Source organism: Pseudomonas putida (genome assembly GCA_041879295.1).
Lineage (GTDB): Bacteria > Pseudomonadota > Gammaproteobacteria > Pseudomonadales > Pseudomonadaceae > Aquipseudomonas > Aquipseudomonas putida_Y.
The window spans coordinates 5,672,863-5,691,900 of the sequence record CP047152.1 but is presented as its reverse complement, the minus strand read 5'-3'; the positions used below and the strand labels follow the sequence as shown (position 1 = coordinate 5,691,900).

At 62.6% G+C, this 19,038-nt stretch carries 20 protein-coding genes; 8 read left to right on the top strand and 12 right to left on the bottom strand.

Going from position 1 to position 19,038, the window contains the following annotated elements:
- Nucleotides 1-36 precede the first annotated feature (36 nt).
- Nucleotides 37-657, bottom strand: a complete 621-nt coding sequence (locus tag GST84_25880) for a guanylate kinase (protein XGB15596.1) — start codon at nucleotides 655-657, stop codon at nucleotides 37-39.
- Nucleotides 658-670: 13 nt separating this feature from the next.
- Nucleotides 671-1,534: a YicC family protein gene (locus GST84_25875; protein ID XGB15595.1), complete on the bottom strand. Its 864-nt coding sequence runs from the start codon at nucleotides 1,532-1,534 to the stop codon at nucleotides 671-673.
- 228 nt (nucleotides 1,535-1,762) lie between these two features.
- Here GST84_25875 and GST84_25870 point away from each other — a divergent pair, with 228 nt between their 5' ends.
- Both GST84_25870 and GST84_25865 read left to right on the top strand, forming a co-directional pair.
- A complete protein-coding gene (locus tag GST84_25870) occupies nucleotides 1,763-2,485 on the top strand; it encodes a ribonuclease PH (protein ID XGB15594.1) in 723 nt (240 codons plus the stop codon).
- Nucleotides 2,486-2,508: 23 nt separating this feature from the next.
- Nucleotides 2,509-2,877: a DUF4870 domain-containing protein gene (locus GST84_25865; GenBank protein ID XGB15593.1), complete on the top strand. Its 369-nt coding sequence runs from the start codon at nucleotides 2,509-2,511 to the stop codon at nucleotides 2,875-2,877.
- Between the two features lie 33 nt (nucleotides 2,878-2,910).
- Here GST84_25865 and GST84_25860 read toward each other — a convergent pair whose 3' ends face one another.
- The gene (locus GST84_25860) at nucleotides 2,911-3,690 is read right to left on the bottom strand and encodes an exodeoxyribonuclease III (GenBank protein XGB15592.1); all 780 of its coding nucleotides are present in this window, start codon (nucleotides 3,688-3,690) and stop codon (nucleotides 2,911-2,913) included.
- 80 nt (nucleotides 3,691-3,770) lie between these two features.
- Between GST84_25860 and pyrE the strand changes: the two genes are divergently transcribed.
- Nucleotides 3,771-4,412, top strand: coding sequence for an orotate phosphoribosyltransferase (pyrE, locus tag GST84_25855; protein ID XGB15591.1), 642 nt, complete (start codon nucleotides 3,771-3,773; stop codon nucleotides 4,410-4,412).
- A gap of 180 nt (nucleotides 4,413-4,592) precedes the next feature.
- Here pyrE and argB read toward each other — a convergent pair whose 3' ends face one another.
- The 4 genes from argB to coaBC form a co-directional block, all read right to left on the bottom strand.
- Nucleotides 4,593-5,498 carry an acetylglutamate kinase gene (argB, locus tag GST84_25850; GenBank protein ID XGB15590.1) on the bottom strand — a complete coding sequence of 302 codons (906 nt, stop codon included), beginning with the start codon at nucleotides 5,496-5,498 and terminating at the stop codon, nucleotides 4,593-4,595.
- 30 nt (nucleotides 5,499-5,528) lie between these two features.
- The gene (locus GST84_25845) at nucleotides 5,529-6,929 is read right to left on the bottom strand and encodes a phosphomannomutase/phosphoglucomutase (protein XGB15589.1); all 1,401 of its coding nucleotides are present in this window, start codon (nucleotides 6,927-6,929) and stop codon (nucleotides 5,529-5,531) included.
- 111 nt (nucleotides 6,930-7,040) lie between these two features.
- Nucleotides 7,041-7,496, bottom strand: coding sequence for a dUTP diphosphatase (locus GST84_25840; protein ID XGB15588.1), 456 nt, complete (start codon nucleotides 7,494-7,496; stop codon nucleotides 7,041-7,043).
- Nucleotides 7,497-7,501: 5 nt separating this feature from the next.
- Complete coding sequence (gene coaBC, locus GST84_25835) at nucleotides 7,502-8,713, bottom strand: bifunctional phosphopantothenoylcysteine decarboxylase/phosphopantothenate--cysteine ligase CoaBC (GenBank protein ID XGB15587.1); 1,212 nt, start codon at nucleotides 8,711-8,713, stop codon at nucleotides 7,502-7,504.
- Between the two features lie 127 nt (nucleotides 8,714-8,840).
- Between coaBC and radC the strand changes: the two genes are divergently transcribed.
- Nucleotides 8,841-9,521, top strand: a complete 681-nt coding sequence (gene radC / locus GST84_25830) for a DNA repair protein RadC (GenBank protein XGB15586.1) — start codon at nucleotides 8,841-8,843, stop codon at nucleotides 9,519-9,521.
- A 318-nt stretch (nucleotides 9,522-9,839) separates the two neighbouring features.
- Here radC and GST84_25825 read toward each other — a convergent pair whose 3' ends face one another.
- The gene (locus tag GST84_25825; GenBank protein ID XGB15585.1) at nucleotides 9,840-11,429 is read right to left on the bottom strand and encodes an ABC transporter substrate-binding protein; all 1,590 of its coding nucleotides are present in this window, start codon (nucleotides 11,427-11,429) and stop codon (nucleotides 9,840-9,842) included.
- A 361-nt stretch (nucleotides 11,430-11,790) separates the two neighbouring features.
- Between GST84_25825 and rpmB the strand changes: the two genes are divergently transcribed.
- Nucleotides 11,791-12,027, top strand: coding sequence for a 50S ribosomal protein L28 (rpmB, locus tag GST84_25820; protein ID XGB15584.1), 237 nt, complete (start codon nucleotides 11,791-11,793; stop codon nucleotides 12,025-12,027).
- 11 nt (nucleotides 12,028-12,038) lie between these two features.
- The gene (rpmG, locus tag GST84_25815; protein ID XGB15583.1) at nucleotides 12,039-12,194 is read left to right on the top strand and encodes a 50S ribosomal protein L33; all 156 of its coding nucleotides are present in this window, start codon (nucleotides 12,039-12,041) and stop codon (nucleotides 12,192-12,194) included.
- 66 nt (nucleotides 12,195-12,260) lie between these two features.
- Here rpmG and GST84_25810 read toward each other — a convergent pair whose 3' ends face one another.
- Both GST84_25810 and GST84_25805 read right to left on the bottom strand, forming a co-directional pair.
- A complete protein-coding gene (locus GST84_25810; GenBank protein XGB15582.1) occupies nucleotides 12,261-12,464 on the bottom strand; it encodes a hypothetical protein in 204 nt (67 codons plus the stop codon).
- A gap of 95 nt (nucleotides 12,465-12,559) precedes the next feature.
- Nucleotides 12,560-12,919 carry a DUF861 domain-containing protein gene (locus GST84_25805; protein XGB15581.1) on the bottom strand — a complete coding sequence of 120 codons (360 nt, stop codon included), beginning with the start codon at nucleotides 12,917-12,919 and terminating at the stop codon, nucleotides 12,560-12,562.
- Between the two features lie 196 nt (nucleotides 12,920-13,115).
- Here GST84_25805 and GST84_25800 point away from each other — a divergent pair, with 196 nt between their 5' ends.
- Together GST84_25800 and GST84_25795 are read left to right on the top strand one after the other, a co-directional pair.
- Nucleotides 13,116-14,609, top strand: coding sequence for an aldehyde dehydrogenase family protein (locus GST84_25800; protein XGB15580.1), 1,494 nt, complete (start codon nucleotides 13,116-13,118; stop codon nucleotides 14,607-14,609).
- Nucleotides 14,610-14,719: 110 nt separating this feature from the next.
- The gene (locus tag GST84_25795; protein ID XGB15579.1) at nucleotides 14,720-15,859 is read left to right on the top strand and encodes an MFS transporter; all 1,140 of its coding nucleotides are present in this window, start codon (nucleotides 14,720-14,722) and stop codon (nucleotides 15,857-15,859) included.
- Between the two features lie 37 nt (nucleotides 15,860-15,896).
- On the opposite strand, the gene GST84_25790 is transcribed toward GST84_25795, so the two are convergent.
- Nucleotides 15,897-17,450: a phospholipase D family protein gene (locus tag GST84_25790; GenBank protein XGB15578.1), complete on the bottom strand. Its 1,554-nt coding sequence runs from the start codon at nucleotides 17,448-17,450 to the stop codon at nucleotides 15,897-15,899.
- A gap of 61 nt (nucleotides 17,451-17,511) precedes the next feature.
- Nucleotides 17,512-19,002 (bottom strand): aminotransferase class I/II-fold pyridoxal phosphate-dependent enzyme, encoded by a 1,491-nt coding sequence (locus tag GST84_25785; GenBank protein ID XGB15577.1) that lies wholly within the window; start codon nucleotides 19,000-19,002, stop codon nucleotides 17,512-17,514.
- Between the last annotated feature and the right edge of the window lie 36 nt (nucleotides 19,003-19,038).

The following is a 19,038-nucleotide window of genomic DNA, read 5'->3' as shown; positions in this document are numbered from 1 at the left end:
GCCCGCGAAGGGCTGCAATGCAGCCCCCATCGATCTTTAGCCGATCATTTGCTTCAGCAGCGCCGCATGACGCTGCTGCTGCTTCTTCAACAGCAGCCGATTCGAGCGGAACACCGCTTTCAAGTCTGCCAGCGCCGCGTCGAAATCATCATTGATGATCACGTAGTCATACTCGTCGTAGTGCACCATCTCGCTGACCGCTTCCTTCATGCGCCCGGCGATGATCTCTTCGCTGTCCTGCCCGCGTCCGTCCAGGCGCTGGCGAAGCGCCTCCTGGCTTGGAGGCAGGATGAACACCGACAGCGCCTGCGGCATCAGCCTGCGCACTTGCTGGGCACCTTGCCAGTCGATTTCCAGGATCAGGTCGTAGCCCTGGTCCAGGGTCTGCTGCAACGCGCTGCGCGAAGTACCGTAGAAGTTGCCGAACACTTCGGCATGCTCCAGAAAGTCACCTTGCGCGATCAGCGCCTTGAATTCCTCGTGGACGACGAAGTGATAGTTCACCCCGTGCTGCTCGCCCGGGCGCATGGCGCGGGTAGTGTGCGAGACCGAGACGCGGATCTGCTGGTCGTCCTTGGTCAGGGCGGTGACCAGGCTGGTCTTGCCGGCGCCCGAAGGGGCCGAAACGATGTAGAGGGTGCCGCTGCTGTGGTTCATGGTCGGGGTGGCCTTACTCGATGTTCTGTACTTGTTCACGCATCTGTTCGATCAATACCTTCAGGTTGACCGCCGCTTGCGTGCTGCGTGGGTCGAAGGCCTTGGAGCCGAGAGTGTTGGCCTCGCGGTTGAGTTCCTGCATCAGGAAGTCCAGGCGCCGGCCAGCGGCACCGCCACCCTTGAGCACCCGGCGTACTTCGGTGACGTGGGTGCTGAGGCGGTCGAGCTCCTCTGCCACGTCGCTTTTCTGGGCCAGCAGGACCATCTCCTGCTCCAGGCGCTGCGGGTCGAGCTCGGCTTGCATGTCGCCGAAGCGGTCGAGAATCTTCTGCCGCTGCGCTGCCAGCATCTGCGGCACCAGGGCGCGCAGGGTAGAGACTTCGCTGGCCATGTTGTCCAGGCGTTCGTTGATCAGCCGGGCCAGTTCCAGGCCTTCGCGCTGGCGCCCGGCCTTGAGTTCGGCCAGGGCTTCGTCGAACAGCGCCATGGCTTCGGCATTCAGTGCCTGTGGGTCGCTGGTGTCGGCCACCAGTACGCCTGGCCATGACAGCACTTCAAGCGGGTTCAAGGGGGCCGGCTGCTTGATCAGGCCGGCCACTTCCTCGGCGGCGGCAACCAGTTGCGCGGCGCGCTCATGGTCCACCTTCAGCGGTTTGCCGTTGCTGTCTTCGTTGAGGCGCAAGGTGCATTCCACCTTGCCGCGTGACAGGCCCTGGCGCAGGCCTTCACGTACGCCGCCTTCGAGGTCGCGCAGGGCCTCGGGCAGGCGCAGGTGCGGCTCCAGGTAACGGTGGTTGACCGAGCGCAGCTCCCATACCAGGGTGCCTTGGCTGCCGGCGCGCTCGACACGAGCAAAAGCGGTCATGCTGTGCACCATGGGGAGTACCTCGCGTAGATGAATGAACGGTGGGAGCCTCTCGGCTGCAAGGCGCAGGATTGTAGCGCAGTGTCGCCGTGGCGCCCAATCCACCTATGTTACCGACGGGTGGCTACTGGGGTAGGAAAAGGCGACGGGCTGTGCCGGGCGCGACAATAGGCATGTCTTCCCTGGGCTACGGGCTCTATAATGCTCGGCAGATTCAAAGTCCCAGTACAGGTATCCCAGATGAAACGTCCAAGTGGTCGCGTTGCCGATCAGCTCCGCTCGATCCGCATCACCCGCAACTACACCAAGCACGCCGAAGGGTCGGTACTGGTCGAGTTCGGTGACACCAAAGTCATCTGCACGGTCAGCGTTGAAAACGGTGTACCGCGCTTCCTCAAAGGCCAGGGCCAAGGCTGGCTGACCGCCGAGTACGGCATGCTGCCGCGCTCAACCGGCGAACGTAACCAGCGTGAAGCCAGCCGTGGCAAGCAGGGTGGCCGCACCCTGGAAATCCAGCGCCTGATCGGCCGTTCGCTGCGCGCCGCGCTGGACATGAGCAAGCTCGGTGATATCACCCTTTACGTCGATTGCGACGTGATCCAGGCCGATGGCGGTACCCGCACCGCGTCCATTACCGGCGCCATGGTCGCCTTGTGCGACGCTTTGGCAGTGATCAAGAAGCGCGGCGGCCTCAAGGGCGGCAACCCGCTCAAGCACATGATCGCAGCCGTATCTGTCGGCATGTACCAGGGCGAAGCGGTGCTGGACCTCGACTACCTGGAAGACTCCGCAGCCGAAACCGACCTGAATGTGGTCATGACCAGCGCCGGTGGCTTCATCGAAGTGCAGGGTACTGCCGAAGGCGCACCGTTCCAGCCGGAAGATTTCAACGCCATGCTCGCTCTGGCGCAGAAGGGCATGGACGAGATCTTCGAGCTGCAGCAGGCGGCACTGGCTGACTGAAGCCAGCCCAGGAGGTGCGGGGCATGAGCGATTCGAACCTGTCGGTCCCCCCGCCCAATGCCGAAGTGCGGCAATGGGCGATGCTCTGCCACCTCTCCGCGCTTCTGGGCCTGGTAGTGCCGCTTGGCCACCTGCTGGGCCCGCTGGTGCTATGGCACCTCAAGCGCGAGCAAGACCCTTTTATCGACGCCCAGGGCAAAGAGGCGCTGAACTTTCAGATCAGCGTGACCATTGCAGGGCTCATCTGCTTCCTGCTGATGTTCGTGGTCATCGGGCTGGTGCTGTTTGCCATGCTCGCAGTGGCCGTGATGATCCTGATCATCATCGCGGCGGTGCGGGCGAATGAGGGCAAGCCTTATCGCTACCCGATGATCTGGCGGCCGATCAAATAACCATTGGGGCCGCAATGCAGCCCCAATGGTCTTTTAGATGGTCAGCGTCCAGTCATAGTCGACGATCAGCGGCGCATGCTGGGAGAAGCGTGGCTGACGCGGCAGGCGGGCGTTGCGCACGAAGCGGCGCAGGCCTGGAGTGAGGATCTGGTAGTCGAACCGATACCCCAGGTTGAGCATCTCGGCCTGCTCGTTGTCCGGCCACCAGCTGTACTGGTCACCTTCACGGCTGACTTCGCGCAAGGCATCGACATACCCCATCTCGCCAGTGATTGCATCCATCCAGGCGCGTTCTGGCGCCAGGAAGCCCGGCGACTGCTGGCTGTCACGCCAGTTCTTGATGTCGAGCTTCTGCTGCGCCACGTAGAACGAGCCGCAATAGATGTATTCGCGACGCTTGCGACGCTGCTTGTCCAGGTACTTGGCGAAGTCGTCCATCAACTTGAACTTCTGGTTCAAGTCTTCGTCGCCGTTCATGCCCGAAGGCAGCAGCAGGCTGGCAATACTGACTTTGTCGAAATCTGCTTGCAGGTAACGCCCGTAGCGGTCGGCTGTCTCGAAGCCCAGGCCGGTGATGACTGCCTTGGGCTGCATGCGCGAGTAAAGGGCCACACCACCTTGGGCAGGCACCTCCGCGTCGCAGGCATAAAGGAAATAGCCATCGAGCTGGAAAGCTGGGTCGTCGAGTTCAAAGGCCGAGGCGCGGGTATCCTGAAGGCAGATGACGTCGGCATTCTGGGCTTGCAGCCAGCTGAGCAAACCACGCTCGGCCGCAGCCTGAATGCCATTTACGTTCACACTGATGATCCGCATAAATGGCCCCATAAATCTCGTGCGTGTATGATACCCGAGCTCAACCCATTTAGCTAAATCCGTGGTGTCCGGGACTATTCATGCAGCCGTATCAGCGCGACTTTATCCGTTTTGCCATCGATCGCGGGGTACTGCGTTTCGGTGAATTCACCCTGAAATCGGGGCGTACCAGCCCGTATTTCTTCAATGCCGGCTTGTTCAACACCGGCTCCGCACTGGCTGAGCTGGGGCGTTGCTACGCCGCCGCCATCGTCGACAGCAAGATCCCGTTCGATGTGCTGTTCGGCCCGGCCTACAAGGGTATCCCTTTGGCGGCGACTACCGCCGTAGCCCTTGCCGATCAGCATCAGCTCGACGTGCCATGGTGCTTCAACCGCAAGGAAGCCAAGGACCATGGCGAAGGTGGCAGCCTGGTCGGCGCGCCGCTGGCCGGTGACGTGCTGATCATCGACGACGTGATTACTGCCGGTACCGCCATTCGCGAGGTCATGCAGATCATTAACGCCCAGCAGGCCAAGGCCGCCGGTGTACTGATCGCGCTGAACCGTGAAGAGCGTGGCAATGGCGAACTGTCGGCGATCCAGGAAGTGGAACGCGACTTCGGTATCCCGGTGGTCAGCATCGTTTCGCTGACCCAGGTGCTGGAGTTCCTGGCTGATGACCCAGAGCTGAAACAGCATCTGCCGGCTGTAGAGGCCTATCGGGCGCAGTACGGGATTTGATCCTGGCCTGGAAATGAAAAAGGCGACCTTCACATGAAGGTCGCCTTTTTTGTGTCACCTGTTCCGGCCCTTTCGCGGGTGAACCCGCTCCCACCGGATCTCCACAGCCCTCAAAGGCGGTGCTATCCCCTGTGGGAGCGGGTTTACCCGCGAAGAGGCCGGTGCAGGCTAGCCAATCACTCAGCGTGGCTTGCGGTTGGTAATCAGGGTGCCCACGCCGCTGTCGGTGAAAATCTCCAGCAGCACCGCATTCGGCACGCGGCCATCGATGATGTGCGAGCTGTTCACGCCGCCCTGCACCGCATCCAGCGCGCACTTGATCTTCGGCAGCATGCCGCCATAGATGGTGCCGTCAGCGATCAGTTCGTTGACCTGCTCGGTGGTCAGGCCAGTCAGCACCTGGCCCTGCTTGTCCATCAGGCCGGCGATGTTGGTCAGCAGCATCAGCTTCTCGGCTTTCAACGCCTCGGCCACCTTGCCTGCCACCAGGTCGGCGTTGATGTTGTACGACTCACCATTGGCGCCCACGCCGATCGGCGCGATCACTGGAATGAAATCGCCCTTCACCAGCATGTTCAGCAGGTCGGTGTTCACGCTCACCACTTCGCCCACGTGGCCGATGTCGATAATTTCCGGAGTGGTCATCTCGGGCGTCTGGCGGCTGACAGTCAGCTTGCGGGCGCGAATCAGCTCCGCGTCCTTGCCGGTCAGGCCGATGGCGCTGCCGCCGTGGCGGTTGATCAGGTTGACGATGTCTTTGTTGACCTGGCCGCCCAGCACCATCTCGACAACGTCCATTGTCGCCGAATCGGTGACGCGCATGCCGTCGATGAAGTGGCTTTCGATCGACAGGCGCTTGAGCAGGTCACCGATCTGCGGGCCACCGCCGTGGACCACCACCGGGTTGATGCCCACAGCCTTCATCAGCACGATGTCACGGGCGAAGCCCGTCTTGAGCTCCTCGCTCTCCATCGCGTTGCCGCCGTACTTGATCACCAGGGTCTTGCCGACAAAGCGGCGAATGTAAGGCAGTGCTTCGGACAAAACCTCGGCTACATGGGAAGCGGCATCGCGATCGAGGGTCATGCAGGGCTCCTGTAAGGAACAGATAGTCGGTCAGAACGGCAGTTGCAGCTCAGGCTCTACCCGCAGCAACTGGGTGCGGAAAACATCCTTGATACGTTGTAACTCGGCGTCGCTGTCGGCCTCGAAACGCAGCACCAGCACCGGCGTGGTGTTGGATGCACGAACCAGGCCCCAGCCGTGGGCGTAGTCGACCCGCACACCGTCGATGGTGGTCAGGTTGGCTTCGCCCCAGTCGGCATCGCGTTGCAGTGCATCAATGATGCTGAATTTACCCTCGTCGGTCACATCAATATTGATTTCCGGCGTGGAAATATCGTTCGGGAAGGCGGCAAACAGGTTTTCGGCGCTCTGCTCGGTCTTGCTGAGGATCTCCAGCAGGCGCGCTGCGCTGTAGATGCCGTCGTCAAAACCGTACCAGCGTTCCTTGATGAAGATGTGACCGCTCATCTCGCCTGCCAGAAGCGAACCGGTCTGCTTCATCTTTTTCTTGATCAGCGAATGGCCGGTTTTCCACATCAAGGCGCGGCCACCGTGCTGTTCGATCAGCGGAGTCAGACGGCGGGTGCATTTGACGTCGAAGATGATCTCGGCGCCCGGGTTGCGCGACAGCACATCCTGGGCAAACAGCATCAGCAGGCGGTCGGGGTAGACGATGCTGCCGGTGTTGGTTACCACGCCGACGCGGTCGCCGTCACCGTCGAAGGCCAGGCCGATATCGGCACCGGTTTTCTTGACCTTGGCGATCAGGTCTTCGAGGTTCTCTGGCTTGCCCGGGTCCGGGTGGTGGTTGGGGAAGTTGCCGTCGACCTCGCAGAACAGCGGGATCACCTCGCAGCCCAGGGCTTCGATCAATTGCGGTGCAATCACACCGGCGGCGCCGTTGCCGCAGTCCACCACCACCTTGAGCTTTTTCGCCAGCTTCACGTCGCCGACGATCTGCTGGAAGTAGCGGTCGAGGATCTCGACCTTTTCCACGCGGCCCTGGGCCAGCGTCAGGTCGTTGGTTTTCAGGCGGGTCAGCAGGGCCTGGATCTGTTCGTTGGCCAGGGTGTCACCGGCGATGACGATCTTGAAGCCGTTGTAGTCCGACGGGTTATGGCTGCCGGTCAGCATCACACCAGACTTGCCGGCCAGCACGTTGGCGGCGTAGTACAGCGCCGGGGTGGGCACCAGGCCGACGTCGCTGACATGGCAGCCCGCATCGACCAGGCCTTTGATCAGCTGTTCCACCAGCATCGGGCCTGACAGGCGGCCATCGCGCCCTACCGAAACCTGCGGTTCGCCCTGGGCCAGGCTTTGCGCGCCGATGGCGCGGCCGATCCAGTAGGCGGTTTCGGCGTGAAGGGTCTTGCCGACCACGCCGCGTATGTCATAAGCGCGGAAAATGCTGTCGGGCAATGCGGCGGGGACCAGGTGGGCCATGTCGTTCATCTCTGGAAACTCCATTAGTCAAAGGCTTTCTGGGCAGGCGCAAACTGAACGCTTGGACGGTGGTTTCGCCAGAGAGTTCGCCATCCTTGGCCCGAACGGTCATTTGCCGGCTCAGTGGCTGCCGGAGTGACCGAAGCCGCCAGCGCCACGCTGGCTTTCGTCGAACGCTTCGACGATGTCGAAGTGAGCCTGTACCACCGGTACCAGCACCAGCTGGGCGATGCGCTCGCCAACCGCGATGGTGAACGGCGTGTTGCCGCGGTTCCAGCACGACACCATCAGCTCGCCCTGGTAGTCCGAATCGATCAGGCCGACCAGGTTGCCCAGCACGATGCCGTGCTTATGGCCCAGGCCTGAGCGCGGCAGGATGACTGCCGCCAGGCCCGGGTCGCCGATGTAGATCGACAGGCCGGTAGGAATCAGGATGGTCTGGCCCGGTTCGAGGATGGTGTCTTCCTTGAGCAGGGCGCGCAGGTCGAGGCCGGCGGAGCCGGGGGTGGCGTACGCGGGTAGCGGGAATTCGCTGCCCAGGCGTGGGTCGAGGATCTTGGCTTGAAGAGCGTGCATGTAACTTATTGAACCTGGTTGAGCCGTTCGGCGATGAAGGCGACCAGTTGCCGGGCGATCTTGCCCTTGCTGGTCTGCGCGAAGAGAGTCTGGTGCTGCTGGCGGTCGATCACGGTCAAGGCGTTTTCTTCGCTGTTGAAGCCGATGCTGGGGTTGGCCACATCATTGGCGACGATCAGGTCGAGGTTCTTGTCCTTGAGCTTGCGCGTGGCGTAATCGAGCAGGTGCTCGGTTTCGGCGGCAAAGCCGACGCTGAATGGGCGGTCGGCGCGGCCAGCAATGGTGGCAAGGATATCGGGATTGCGCACCATCTGCAGCAGCATGCCGTCGCCGGTCGTAGGATCTTTCTTCAGTTTTTGTGTGGCAACCACTTCGGGGCGGTAGTCCGCAACCGCTGCCGAGGCAATGAACAGGTCGCACGGCATGGCCGCTTCACAGGCCGCGAGCATGTCCCGCGCGCTGACGACGTCGATGCGGCTGACCCGGTCAGGGGTTGGCAAGTGCACCGGACCCGTGACGAGGGTCACCCGAGCCCCTGCTTCGGCGGCCGCTTCGGCCAGGGCGAAGCCCATCTTGCCGGAGCTATGATTGGTGATGTAGCGCACCGGGTCGATGTTTTCCTGGGTCGGCCCGGCGGTGATCAGCACGTGCTTGCCGGTCAGTGCCTGGCGCTTGAAGCTTTCCGCTGCGCACCAGGCCAGGTCGGTGGCTTCGAGCATGCGCCCCAGGCCGACGTCGCCACAGGCCTGGCTGCCGGATGCCGGGCCGAACACCTGAATGCCACGGCTTTTAAGCAGCTCGAGGTTGGCCTGGGTGGCCGGGTCACGCCACATGGCCTGGTTCATCGCCGGTGCCACCGCGACGGTGGCGTCAGTGGCCAGCACCAGCGTGGTCAGCAGGTCGTCTGCCATGCCCTGGGCCATGCGTGCCATGAGGTCGGCGGTGGCTGGCGCGATCAGCACCAGGTCCGCCCACTTGGCCAGTTCGATATGGCCCATGGCTGCTTCGGCGGCCGGGTCGAGCAGGTCCATGTGAACCGGGTGGCCCGACAGCGCCTGCAGGGTCAGCGGGGTGATGAATTCGGCACCACCGCGGGTCATGACGACGCGCACCTGCGCGCCGTGCTCCAGGAGACGGCGAATCAGCTCGGCGCTTTTGTAGGCGGCAATGCCGCCACCCACGCCGAGAACGATGCGCTTGCGATACAGCCGCTGCATAGGCTTGCCTTTTTCCAGTGAGAGCGGGCGACGACGTTTGAAATGCCTGCGGCGGAACGTCGCATGTACGAGGCGAAATAGATTAACACACGGCCGAAAAGGGCCGCAGCAAAGGCAGAGGGGCGGGATGAATATCAGGGAGTGGCCGGCGGAAGAACGGCCGAGGGAGAAGTTGTTGCAGCGTGGGGCAGGGAGCCTGACAGATGCGGAGCTGCTGGCCGTTTTTCTCGGCTCAGGCGTACGTGGGCGTAATGTCGTGGAGCTTTCGCGAGGCTTGTTGGTGAAGTTCGGAAGCTTGCGCCGGTTGCTGGAGGCCGACCGCGAGGCCTTCGTCGGCGAGCTTGGGTTGGGCCCGGTGAGGTACAGCCAACTGCAGGCACTGCTTGAGATTGGCCGCAGGCACCTTGCAACGTCGATTGAGCGGGAGTCTGCCATGGACAGCCCGGCAGCGGTGCGACGCTACTTGAAAGCCATGCTCAGGCATGAGGCCAGCGAGGTGTTCGGGTGTCTGTTTCTCGATACCAAGCACCGGCCACTGGCATTTGAGATCCTGTTCAGGGGCACGATAGATCGGGCGAGTGTCTATCCGAGAGAGGTGGTGCGGCGGGCGTTGGTGCACAACGCTGCGGCATTGATCCTGTGCCACAACCACCCTTCAGGGATCAGTGAACCGAGTCAGGACGATGTGCATTTGACCCTGTCGTTGAAGCGGGGGCTGGCGTTGATCGATGTGCGGGTGCTGGATCACATCATCATTGGTGATGGGGAGCCGTTGTCGATGGTCGAGCATGGGTGGATTGTGGCGTAGGTAGGTCAATGGGGTCAGGGGTAGCAGGCGCCTGTCTTGAGGTTTGTGGTGCCTGGGAGATCGAGCGCCGCCCGCGCGGCGCATCGCGAGCGAAGCTCGCTCCTACATCTGTTTCGGGCCAGTTATTCCTGGTAGAGAGGCGCGCGGCGCCTTGGTGTCCACCTCGATATCGTGCCGGACAAACAAGGCGGTCGCGCACGCTGGCGCAGGCGTTACTGGCCCGAAACAGATGTAGGAGCGAGCTTCGCTCGCGATGCGCCGCGCGGGCGGCGCTCGATCTCCCAGGCGCCACAAACCTCAAGGCGGGCACCCCAGAACTTACTTGCTCACTGTCACCTTGCTGAAATCCAGCCGCCCGAACGGGCTCACCTGGTACCCCTCGACGCCTTGGCGCAGCAAGGTCGCCGCCGTCGGGTGCGCCAGTGGCACCCACAGCGCCTGCTGCTGGATCAGTGTCTGCGCCTGCTGGTACAGCCGGCTGCGCACGCTCTGGTCGTTGGTGGTGCGCCCGGCGCTGATCAGCTGGTCGAGGCGGCTGTCGCAGAAGCGTGCGAAGTTGGTCCCTGACTCGACCGCCGCACAGGAAAACTGCGGGCTGAGGAAGTTGTCCGGATCGCCGTTGTCACCTGCCCAGCCCATGAACAGCAAGTCATGCTCGCCGGCCTTGGCGCGGCGGATAAGCTCGCCCCATTCGATCACGCGGATTTCAGCCTTGATACCAATCTTCGCCAGGTCGGCTTGCAGCATCTGCGCGCCAAGGCTGGGGTTGGGGTTGAGCAGGCTGCCCGATGGGCGAGTCCAGATGGTGGTGCTGAAGCCTTCTGCCAGGCCGGCCTTGGCCAGCAGGGCTTTGGCTTTCTTCAGGTCCAGCGGGTAGCCGGGCAGGTCCTTGGCGTAGCTCCAGGTGTTGGGCGGGTAGGGGCCGTTGGCCGCCACTGCAGAGTCTTCGAACACGGCCTTGAGGTAGGCCTGCTTGTCGAAGGCCAGGTTGATGGCCTGGCGCACTTCCGGCTTGTTCAGGGGTGGGTGCTGGCTGTTGATGGCGACGAAGGCAGTCATGAATGCCGGTGTAGTGGCCACCTTGAGATTGCCGTCCTTGCCCGCTTCGGCAATGTCCAGCGGCTTGGGCGACAAGGCAACCTGGCATTCGCCACGCTTGAGCTTCTGCAGGCGAACGTTGGCATCGGTGGTGATGGCGAAGATCAGCGGGTCGACCGCCGGCTTGCCGGCGAAGTAGTCCGGGTTGGCGCGGTAGCGCACCACGGCGTCTTTCTGGAAACGCTGGAACACGAACGGCCCGGTACCGATCGGTTGGCTGTTCAGCTTCTCCGGCGTGCCGGCTTTCAGCAGTTTGTCGGCGTATTCGGCGGAGTAGATCGAGGCGAAGCCCATGCTCAGGGTGGCCAGGAAGGTGGCGTCCGGGTGGCTGAGGGTGAAGCGCACGGTGTTCGGCGCCGGTGCATCGATCGCCTTGATCAGGCTGCCCAGCTGCAGTGACTGGGCGTGCGGGTAGCCGCCTGGCGCAGTCTTGTGCCAGGCATGGGCCGGGTAGAGCATGCGCTGGAAGCTGAACAGCACATCGTCGGCATTCAGCTTGCGGCTTGGCTTGAAATAGGCGGTGCTGTGAAACTTCACGTCATCGCGCAGGGTGAAGTCATACACCAGGCCGTCGTCCGACACCGTCCAGCTGGTCGCCAGGCTGGGCACCACCTTGCCTTGCGCCGCGTCGAACTCCACCAGGCGGTTCATCAGCACGTCGGCGGTGGCGTTGGTGGTGGTGAGCGAATTGTACTGCACCACGTCGAAGCCTTCGGGGCTGGCCTCGCTGCAAACGCTCAGCGGAGCGGCCTGGGCAACGCCGGCGGCGAACAGGGAGGTGAACAATAAGGAAAGTGCGGCGGCACGCATGGTGGCTCCTTGGCTGTCAGTGGCCCATCTGCCAGTGCAGTCTGGAAAAAGCCTACCCTAGTGCGCCCGCCGGCAAATGACCACACCCTTTTTTGCAAATCTTGCGACGAGCGGTCGACGACTGGCGGGGCCTGCCGCTATGCTGGCCCGGCGCGTTCTGGAGTGCGGCAATGTGCATCTACTGTTGTTGCAGCCAAGTCTTTCTGGTATAAAGCAGCGCTCTTTTCTAGGGGCTCGGCCTGTCGCATAAGCGGATCCGGTCGATAAGACCTCCAGAATCACGGCGCCCAGGCGCCAAAGACTGAGAGATTAAGCGGCCAACCCATGCCGGGTTGGGCATGTGGTTTTAGAGGGCTGAGTCATGTCGAGAGTCTGTCAAGTTACTGGTAAGGGTCCAGTAACCGGGAACAACATTTCCCACGCAAACAACAAAACCCGTCGTCGTTTCCTGCCGAACCTGCAGCACCACCGTTTCTGGGTTGAATCCGAGAAGCGTTTCGTGCGTCTGCGCGTTTCCGCCAAAGGCATGCGTATCATCGACAAGCGCGGCATCGACGCCGTTCTGGTTGACATCCGTAAAGCTGGCGCCAAGGTTTAAGGGAGAGCATCATGCGTGAATTGATCCGTCTGGTTTCGAGTGCCGGTACCGGCCACTTCTACACCACCGACAAGAACAAGCGCACCACCCCGGACAAAATCGAGATCAAGAAATATGATCCGGTTGTTCGCAAGCACGTGGTGTACAAGGAAGCCAAGATCAAGTAATTGATCGGCGACCTGAAAAAAACCCGCATCCGAAAGGAGGCGGGTTTTTTTATGTCTGCTGCGGGGTCAGTTGAAGTCGAAACCCTGGATCAGTAGGTCGGCGCCGGCCCTGATCTGGATGCGCTCGACGTCGTACTCGCGGGTGGACATCTCGTTGGGGCCAACTACCCGGGGGCGGCCGGTGAGGGTGCGGATGGTGTCTTTGAGCGCTGGCGCGTAAGGGGTGCCGACCAGGTGGGCAAGGGTTCGCAGCACTTCTTCGTTGGTCATGGTGTTCTTCCTGATGAAGTTGGATGGCCCGACATGGGCAGGGCCATCCTCACGCATGCCTGCAGACTGCCTGCGCTACATAGATACTTCTGCGGTTACTTCTGCTCGAACATCACATAGATCTTGCGGCACGGCTCCAGCACTTCCCAGGTGCCTTTGAAGCCGGCGGGGATGACAAACCGATCGCCGGCACGCAAGGTTTTCGACCCGCCGTCCTGGTCGCGCAGCACCGAAACTCCATGGATGATCTCGCAGTATTCGTGCTCGGTGTAATTCACCACCCATTGGCCCACCTCACCTTCCCATACGCCGGCGGCAAACTGCCCGCACGGGCTGGAATAATGGTTGTAGACCGCCTGGTCCGGCTCCCCCTTGAGAATTTTCTCTGCAGCCGGGCGGTAGCGTTCGGCTTCGGTGATGACCTGCGCGAAGTCGATGATGCTGTCAATACTCATGGTTCGGCTCCTGTTGTTGTTTAATAAAATGAACATCAGTAGGCTTTTGAGCCTCCCGTGTCAAATATATTGATAGTTTACATCGGCTGGTTTAGGGTATCGCTTGCCAGTGTGCGCTCGGCGCACGGCCAGAATTCTGACAACGCCTGTGAGTCCTCAGTGCGGCGTTGCACCTAAACAAGAGGAGGAGTTTCGTATGACCACCCTGACCCGTGCGGACTGGGAACAACGTGCCCAGCAACTGAAGATCGAAGGCCGTGCCTTCATCAACGGCGAATACACCGATGCCGCATCCGGTGAAACCTTCGAGTGCCTGAGCCCGGTCGACGGACGCTTCCTGGCCAAGGTTGCCAGCTGCGACCTGGCCGATGCCAACCGCGCTGTGGAAAATGCCCGTGCCACCTTCAACTCCGGCGTGTGGTCGCAGCTGGCCCCCGCCAAGCGCAAGGCCAAGCTGATCCGCTTTGCCGACCTGCTGCGCAAGAACGTCGAAGAGCTGGCACTGCTGGAAACGCTGGATATGGGCAAGCCGATCGGTGACTCCTCCAGTATCGATATCCCGGGGGCGGCCAATGCCATCCACTGGACAGCCGAAGCCATCGACAAGGTCTACGACGAAGTCGCCCCGACCCCGCACGACCAGCTTGGCCTGGTTACCCGCGAAGCAGTGGGCGTGGTCGGTGCCATCGTACCGTGGAACTTCCCGCTGCTGATGGCCTGCTGGAAGCTCGGCCCGGCGCTGGCCACCGGTAACTCGGTCGTGCTCAAGCCGTCCGAAAAATCGCCGCTGACCGCCATCCGCATCGCCCAGCTGGCGATCGAAGCTGGCATCCCGGCTGGCGTGCTGAACGTGCTGCCAGGCTACGGCCACACCGTGGGCAAGGCGCTGGCCCTGCACATGGACGTCGATACCCTGGTGTTCACCGGTTCGACCAAGATCGCCAAGCAGCTGATGGTTTATGCGGGCGAGTCGAACATGAAGCGCATCTGGCTGGAAGCCGGCGGCAAGAGCCCGAACATCGTCTTTGCCGACGCCCCGGACCTGCAGGCTGCCGCCGAGGCTGCTGCCAGCGCCATCGCCTTCAACCAGGGCGAAGTGTGCACCGCAGGCTCCCGCCTGCTGGTCGAGCGTTCGATCAAGGACAAGTTCCTGCCGATGGTGGTAGAGGCCCTGAAAGGCTGGAAACCAGGCAACCCGCTGGATCCACAGACCACTGTCGGTGCTCTGGTCGATACTCAGCAGATGAACACCGTGCTGTCTTACATCGAGGCTGGCCACAAGGATGGTGCCAAGCTGCTGGCCGGCGGCAAGCGCACCCTGGAAGAGACCGGCGGCACCTACGTTGAGCCGACCATCTTCGACGGCGTGACCAACGCCATGCGCATTGCTCAGGAAGAAATCTTCGGCCCGGTGCTGTCGGTGATTGCCTTCGACACCGCCGAAGAGGCCGTGGCCATTGCCAACGACACGCCGTATGGCCTGGCGGCGGGTATCTGGACTTCGGATATTTCCAAAGCCCACAAGACCGCCCGTGCCGTGCGTGCTGGCAGCGTCTGGGTCAACCAGTACGATGGTGGCGACATGACCGCGCCGTTCGGTGGCTTCAAACAGTCGGGTAACGGCCGTGACAAGTCGCTGCACGCGCTGGAGAAATACACTGAGCTGAAGGCGACCTGGATCAAGCTGTAATCCAGTAGGTCCTTTTCGCGGGCAAGCCCGCTCCGGCAGGTCTTCGCGACCGTTGCGGGAGCGGGCTTGCCCGCGAATGGGCCTCTAGAAACATTGGCTGGGAGGCTGCAATGCGTTGGGGTACCTACTTCGCCGTACTGGCATCGGTGCTCAGTGTCGGGCTGGCGCTCGGCGTGAGCATGCCGCTGGTGTCCCTGCGCCTGGAGGCCTGGGGCTACGGTAGCTTCGCCATCGGCGTGATGGCGGCAATGCCGGCGTTGGGTGTGCTGGCAGGGGCCAGCCTGGCCAGCCGCCTGGCAGGCTGGGTTGGCGTGCCTTCGGCGATGCGCCTGTGCCTGTGGGGTGGGGCACTGTCGATTGGCCTGCTCGCGCTGCTGCCGAGTTACCCGTTGTGGCTGCTGCTGCGGCTGATGATCGGCATGTCCCTGACCGTGGTGTTCATCCTCGGCGAAAGCTGGATCAACCAACTGGTGGTCGAACAGTGGCGTGGCCGGTTGGTGGCGCTGTATGGCAGCAGCTACGCCCTGAGCCAACTGGCCGGGCCGTTGGTGCTGGGCTTCCTCGGCTCTGATGACGACTTCGGCTTCTGGGCAGCGACCGGCCTGCTGCTGGCCGCGCCGCTGGTTCTGCTAGGGCGTGGTGGAGCACCGAGCACAGAGGCATGCAGTGTCACCTTTGGCGACCTGTTCGGCTTCTGCCGACGCTTGCCGGTAATTGCCTGGGCCATTGCCCTGTTCGCCTCGTTCGAGGCGATGATCCTCACTTTGCTGCCGGTGTATTGCCTGCAGCAGGGCTTCACCACCGAAATCGCCTTGTTCATGGTAAGTACCGTGGTGGTGGGTGATGCGGTGCTGCAGTTGCCCATCGGCGCGCTGGCCGACCATATGTCGCGACGCACCCTGTTCACTGGCTGTGCGGTGACGCTGCTGGTGTCCAGCCTGGCGATCCCGCTGCTGTTGCACACACTGGTTATCTGGCCACTGTGGGTGTTGTTCGGCGCCAGTGCCGGTGGCTTGTTTACCTTGTCGCTGGTGCTGATCGGTGAGCGCTACCGCGATGATGAGCTGGTGCGGGCCAATGCCCACGTAGCGCAGCTGTGGGGTATTGGCTGTTTGCTCGGGCCGTTGTTGGCGGGTGCGGGGAGCCAGTGGATCAGCGGGCATGCGTTGCTGTTCCTGATGGCGGCCGGGGCTGCGGGGTTGGTGGTATTGACCCGACGGCGCGGAGCCTTTGAGCCGGTTTCTGCCTGATGGTTTTTGGGGCTGCAAGGCCCCTCGGCAATCTCAGCTACAGCATCTTCTCCAAGCCAACCGCCTTGCTGATCCAGGCATTGAGCCGCCGCCAGATCCCACCCGGCTCAGACGTCAGTATGTGCCGTTGGCCATTGTCCTCGGTCGCCCACACCAGTTTGTTACCTATCAGTTTCACCTGATAGCTCAGCGCGGGCGCCATACCCTGCTGGGCCAGCTCGCGGGTGTACTCGGCCAGCTCCGGGCTGTCGACCAGTACCCCAACCTCGGTGTTCCACAACACTGAGCGCGGGTCGAAGTTGAATGAGCCGATGAAGGTCTTGCGCCGATCGAGCACGATCGCTTTGGTGTGCAGGCTCGAATCCGAGCTGCCACGGAAACTCAATCGCCCTGCGCTGGGGTCGCCTGGCTGGCGGCGAAGCTCGTAAAGTTGCACCCCGTGCTCAAGCAAGGCACGACGATAGGGTGCATAGCCGCCATGCACCGCCGGCACGTCGGTGGCTTCCAGCGAGTTGGTCAGCAGCTTCACCGAAACGCCAGCGTCGGCGCGGCCGGTCAGGTACAGCAGCCCCGGTTCGCGCGGCACAAAGTAGGCCGATGCCAGGACCAACTCATGGTGCACGTTAGCCAGGTCCGGTGCCAGTTGCTGGCTCAGCAGTAATTGCGGGTCCGGTTCGTCTTCGGCCAGCACCTTGCTGGGTGCATCCCATAGCGCCTGGGCGTGAGCCCAGATCAGCTCGTTGCGCCACACGGCCAGGCGCGGCTGCGACTGGTAGGCCATCAAGCGGTCGTACAGGGCCTTGCGCTGGGTTCTGGCTTCGGCCAACGACACTTCCAGGCGATGGCGGCTGGCACGCAGGTCGTTGGCATCCGGGGCCTGCCAGAGGAAGTCGGTGATCGGCCGGCTGAGGGCACTGTTCCAGTACTGGTCGAAGCTGTGCCCCAGCTGCTCGGCCACCGGGCCCACGCCCAGCAGGTCGATGTCGGTGAAGTTGAGGTTGGGCTCGGCATCGAAATACTCGTCGCCAAGGTTGCGCCCGCCGACGATGGCCATGCTGTTGTCCACCAGGAACAGCTTGTTGTGCATGCGCCGGTGCTGGCGCGACAAGTTGAACAGCCGGCCCAGGGCGCGCGTAACGCCGGTACTGCGCCCCAGATGCAGCGGGTTGAACACGCGGATCTGGATGTTCGGGTGGGCATCGAGGGTGCCCATGATGGTGTCCAGGCCGTCGCTGGTGGTGTCGTCGAGCAGAATGCGCACGCGCACGCCACGGTCGGCAGCGCGCAGCAACTCATGCACTAGGGCGCGGGTGCTGAGGCCATCGTGGACGATGTAGTACTGCAGGTCGATACTCGCCTGAGCGTTGCGGATCAGTTCGGCGCGGGCGCGAAATGCCTCGTTGCTGTTGGGCAGCAGGCGGAAGCCCGAGCGGCCGCCATAGGGCGCGGCCTGGCGCAATACCGAGCGGCCAAAGGCCGAGTCGTTGGCAGGCAGCGCCTGACTGGTTTCGCGGGGCGCACTGATGCTTGTGCAGCCGGCAAGGCCGAGCAACAGCACCAGCAGCAGAGGCAAGGCTCGCTGGAGTCTCAAGGGTAGGACCGTCCTGTGCAGCAAGGGCTTTAGGGGTTTGACCGTGACGGGCGGCGCAAAGTTACGCGTCGGCGCTTTCTTCATCCAGTAGACGAAGGGCGGCTTCACCTACCTTGCGTACGGAGGCTTCGATTTGCGGCGTTGGCCTGGCGGCGAAGTTCATGCGCAGGCAGTGGCGGAACTTGCCCGAGGCCGAAAAGATGCTGCCCACGGCAACCTGCACGCCCTGTTCCAGTAAAGCGCGGTTCAGCCTAAGCGTATCGAGATGTTCGGGTAGCTCCACCCACAGCATGAAGCCCCCCTGGGGCCGGCTGACCCGGGTGCCCGCCGGGAAATAGCGGGTCACCCAGTCGCTCATCAGGTCGCGGCCACGCTGGTACTGGCTGCGCATGCGCCGCACATGGGGCTGGTAGTACCCTCCGGCGATGAAGTCAGCGATGGCCAGCTGAGGCTGGCTGGCCGTACTCCCGGTGCTGATGTACTTCATGTGCAGTACTCGTTCCAGATAGCGCCCGGGCGCCACCCAGCCGATCCGCAGGCCGGGTGCGAGGGTTTTGGAGAACGAACTACAGAGCAGCACGCGGCCATCGTCGTCGAACGATTTGAGGGTGCGTGGGCGTGGGTAGGTATACGCCAGGTCGCCGTACACATCATCTTCCAGTATCGCCACGTCATAGCGTTGGGCCAGGCTCAGCAGGGCCTTCTTGCGTGCCTCGGGCATGATGTAGCCCAGCGGGTTGTTGCAGCTTGGGGTGATCTGGATGAGTTTGATCGGCCACTGCTCCAGGGCCAGCTCAAGCGCTTCCAGGCTGATGCCGGTGACCGGGTCGGTGGGGATTTCCAGCGCTTTCATGCCCAAGCCCTTGAGGGTTTGCATGGCGCCGTGGAAGCTGGGCGAGTCGACCGCGACGATGTCGCCTGGCTCGCAGACCGCGCGGATGCTGCAAGACAGCGCCTCATGGCAGCCGGTTGTGATCACCAGGTCGGCCGGCCCCAGTCGGCAGCCGGAGTCGAGCATCAGCCGGGCCACCTGTTCGCGCAGGGCCAGGTGGCCGTGGATGTTGTCGTAGTACAGGCCAGGCATGTCCTGGCGCCGGCTCAACTGGGCGAGGCTGCGCAGCAGCGGCTTCAGGGTAGGGCTGTCGATGTCGGGCATGCCGCGGCCGAGTTGCACCACATCCTGGCGCGGCGTGCTGCGCACCAGTTCCAGTACCTGTTCCCACTGCGAGATGTCCACCGGGCGCTGGGCCGGGCGGCTGACCGCAGGCAGGGCCGGCAGGTGACGGTGGTCGCTGACAAAGTAGCCGGACTTGGGCCGTGGCGAGACCATGCCGCTGTCTTCGAGCATGCGATAGGCCTGCTGCACGGTGCTCAGGCTGACCCCGTGTTCCTCACTCAGTGCGCGCACAGACGGCAGGCGCTGGCCGGGGCGATAGAGGCCCTGCTCGATGCGGGCGCCGAGTATTTCGGCGAGATTCAGGTAGAGGGTCACGGCATACTCCTGCGCTGCATTGGCATAGCGACCGGTACAGTTGGCCCGAAAATACAGCATTCAGTCGGCCGTCGGCCAATTCTGTATGGGAATAAT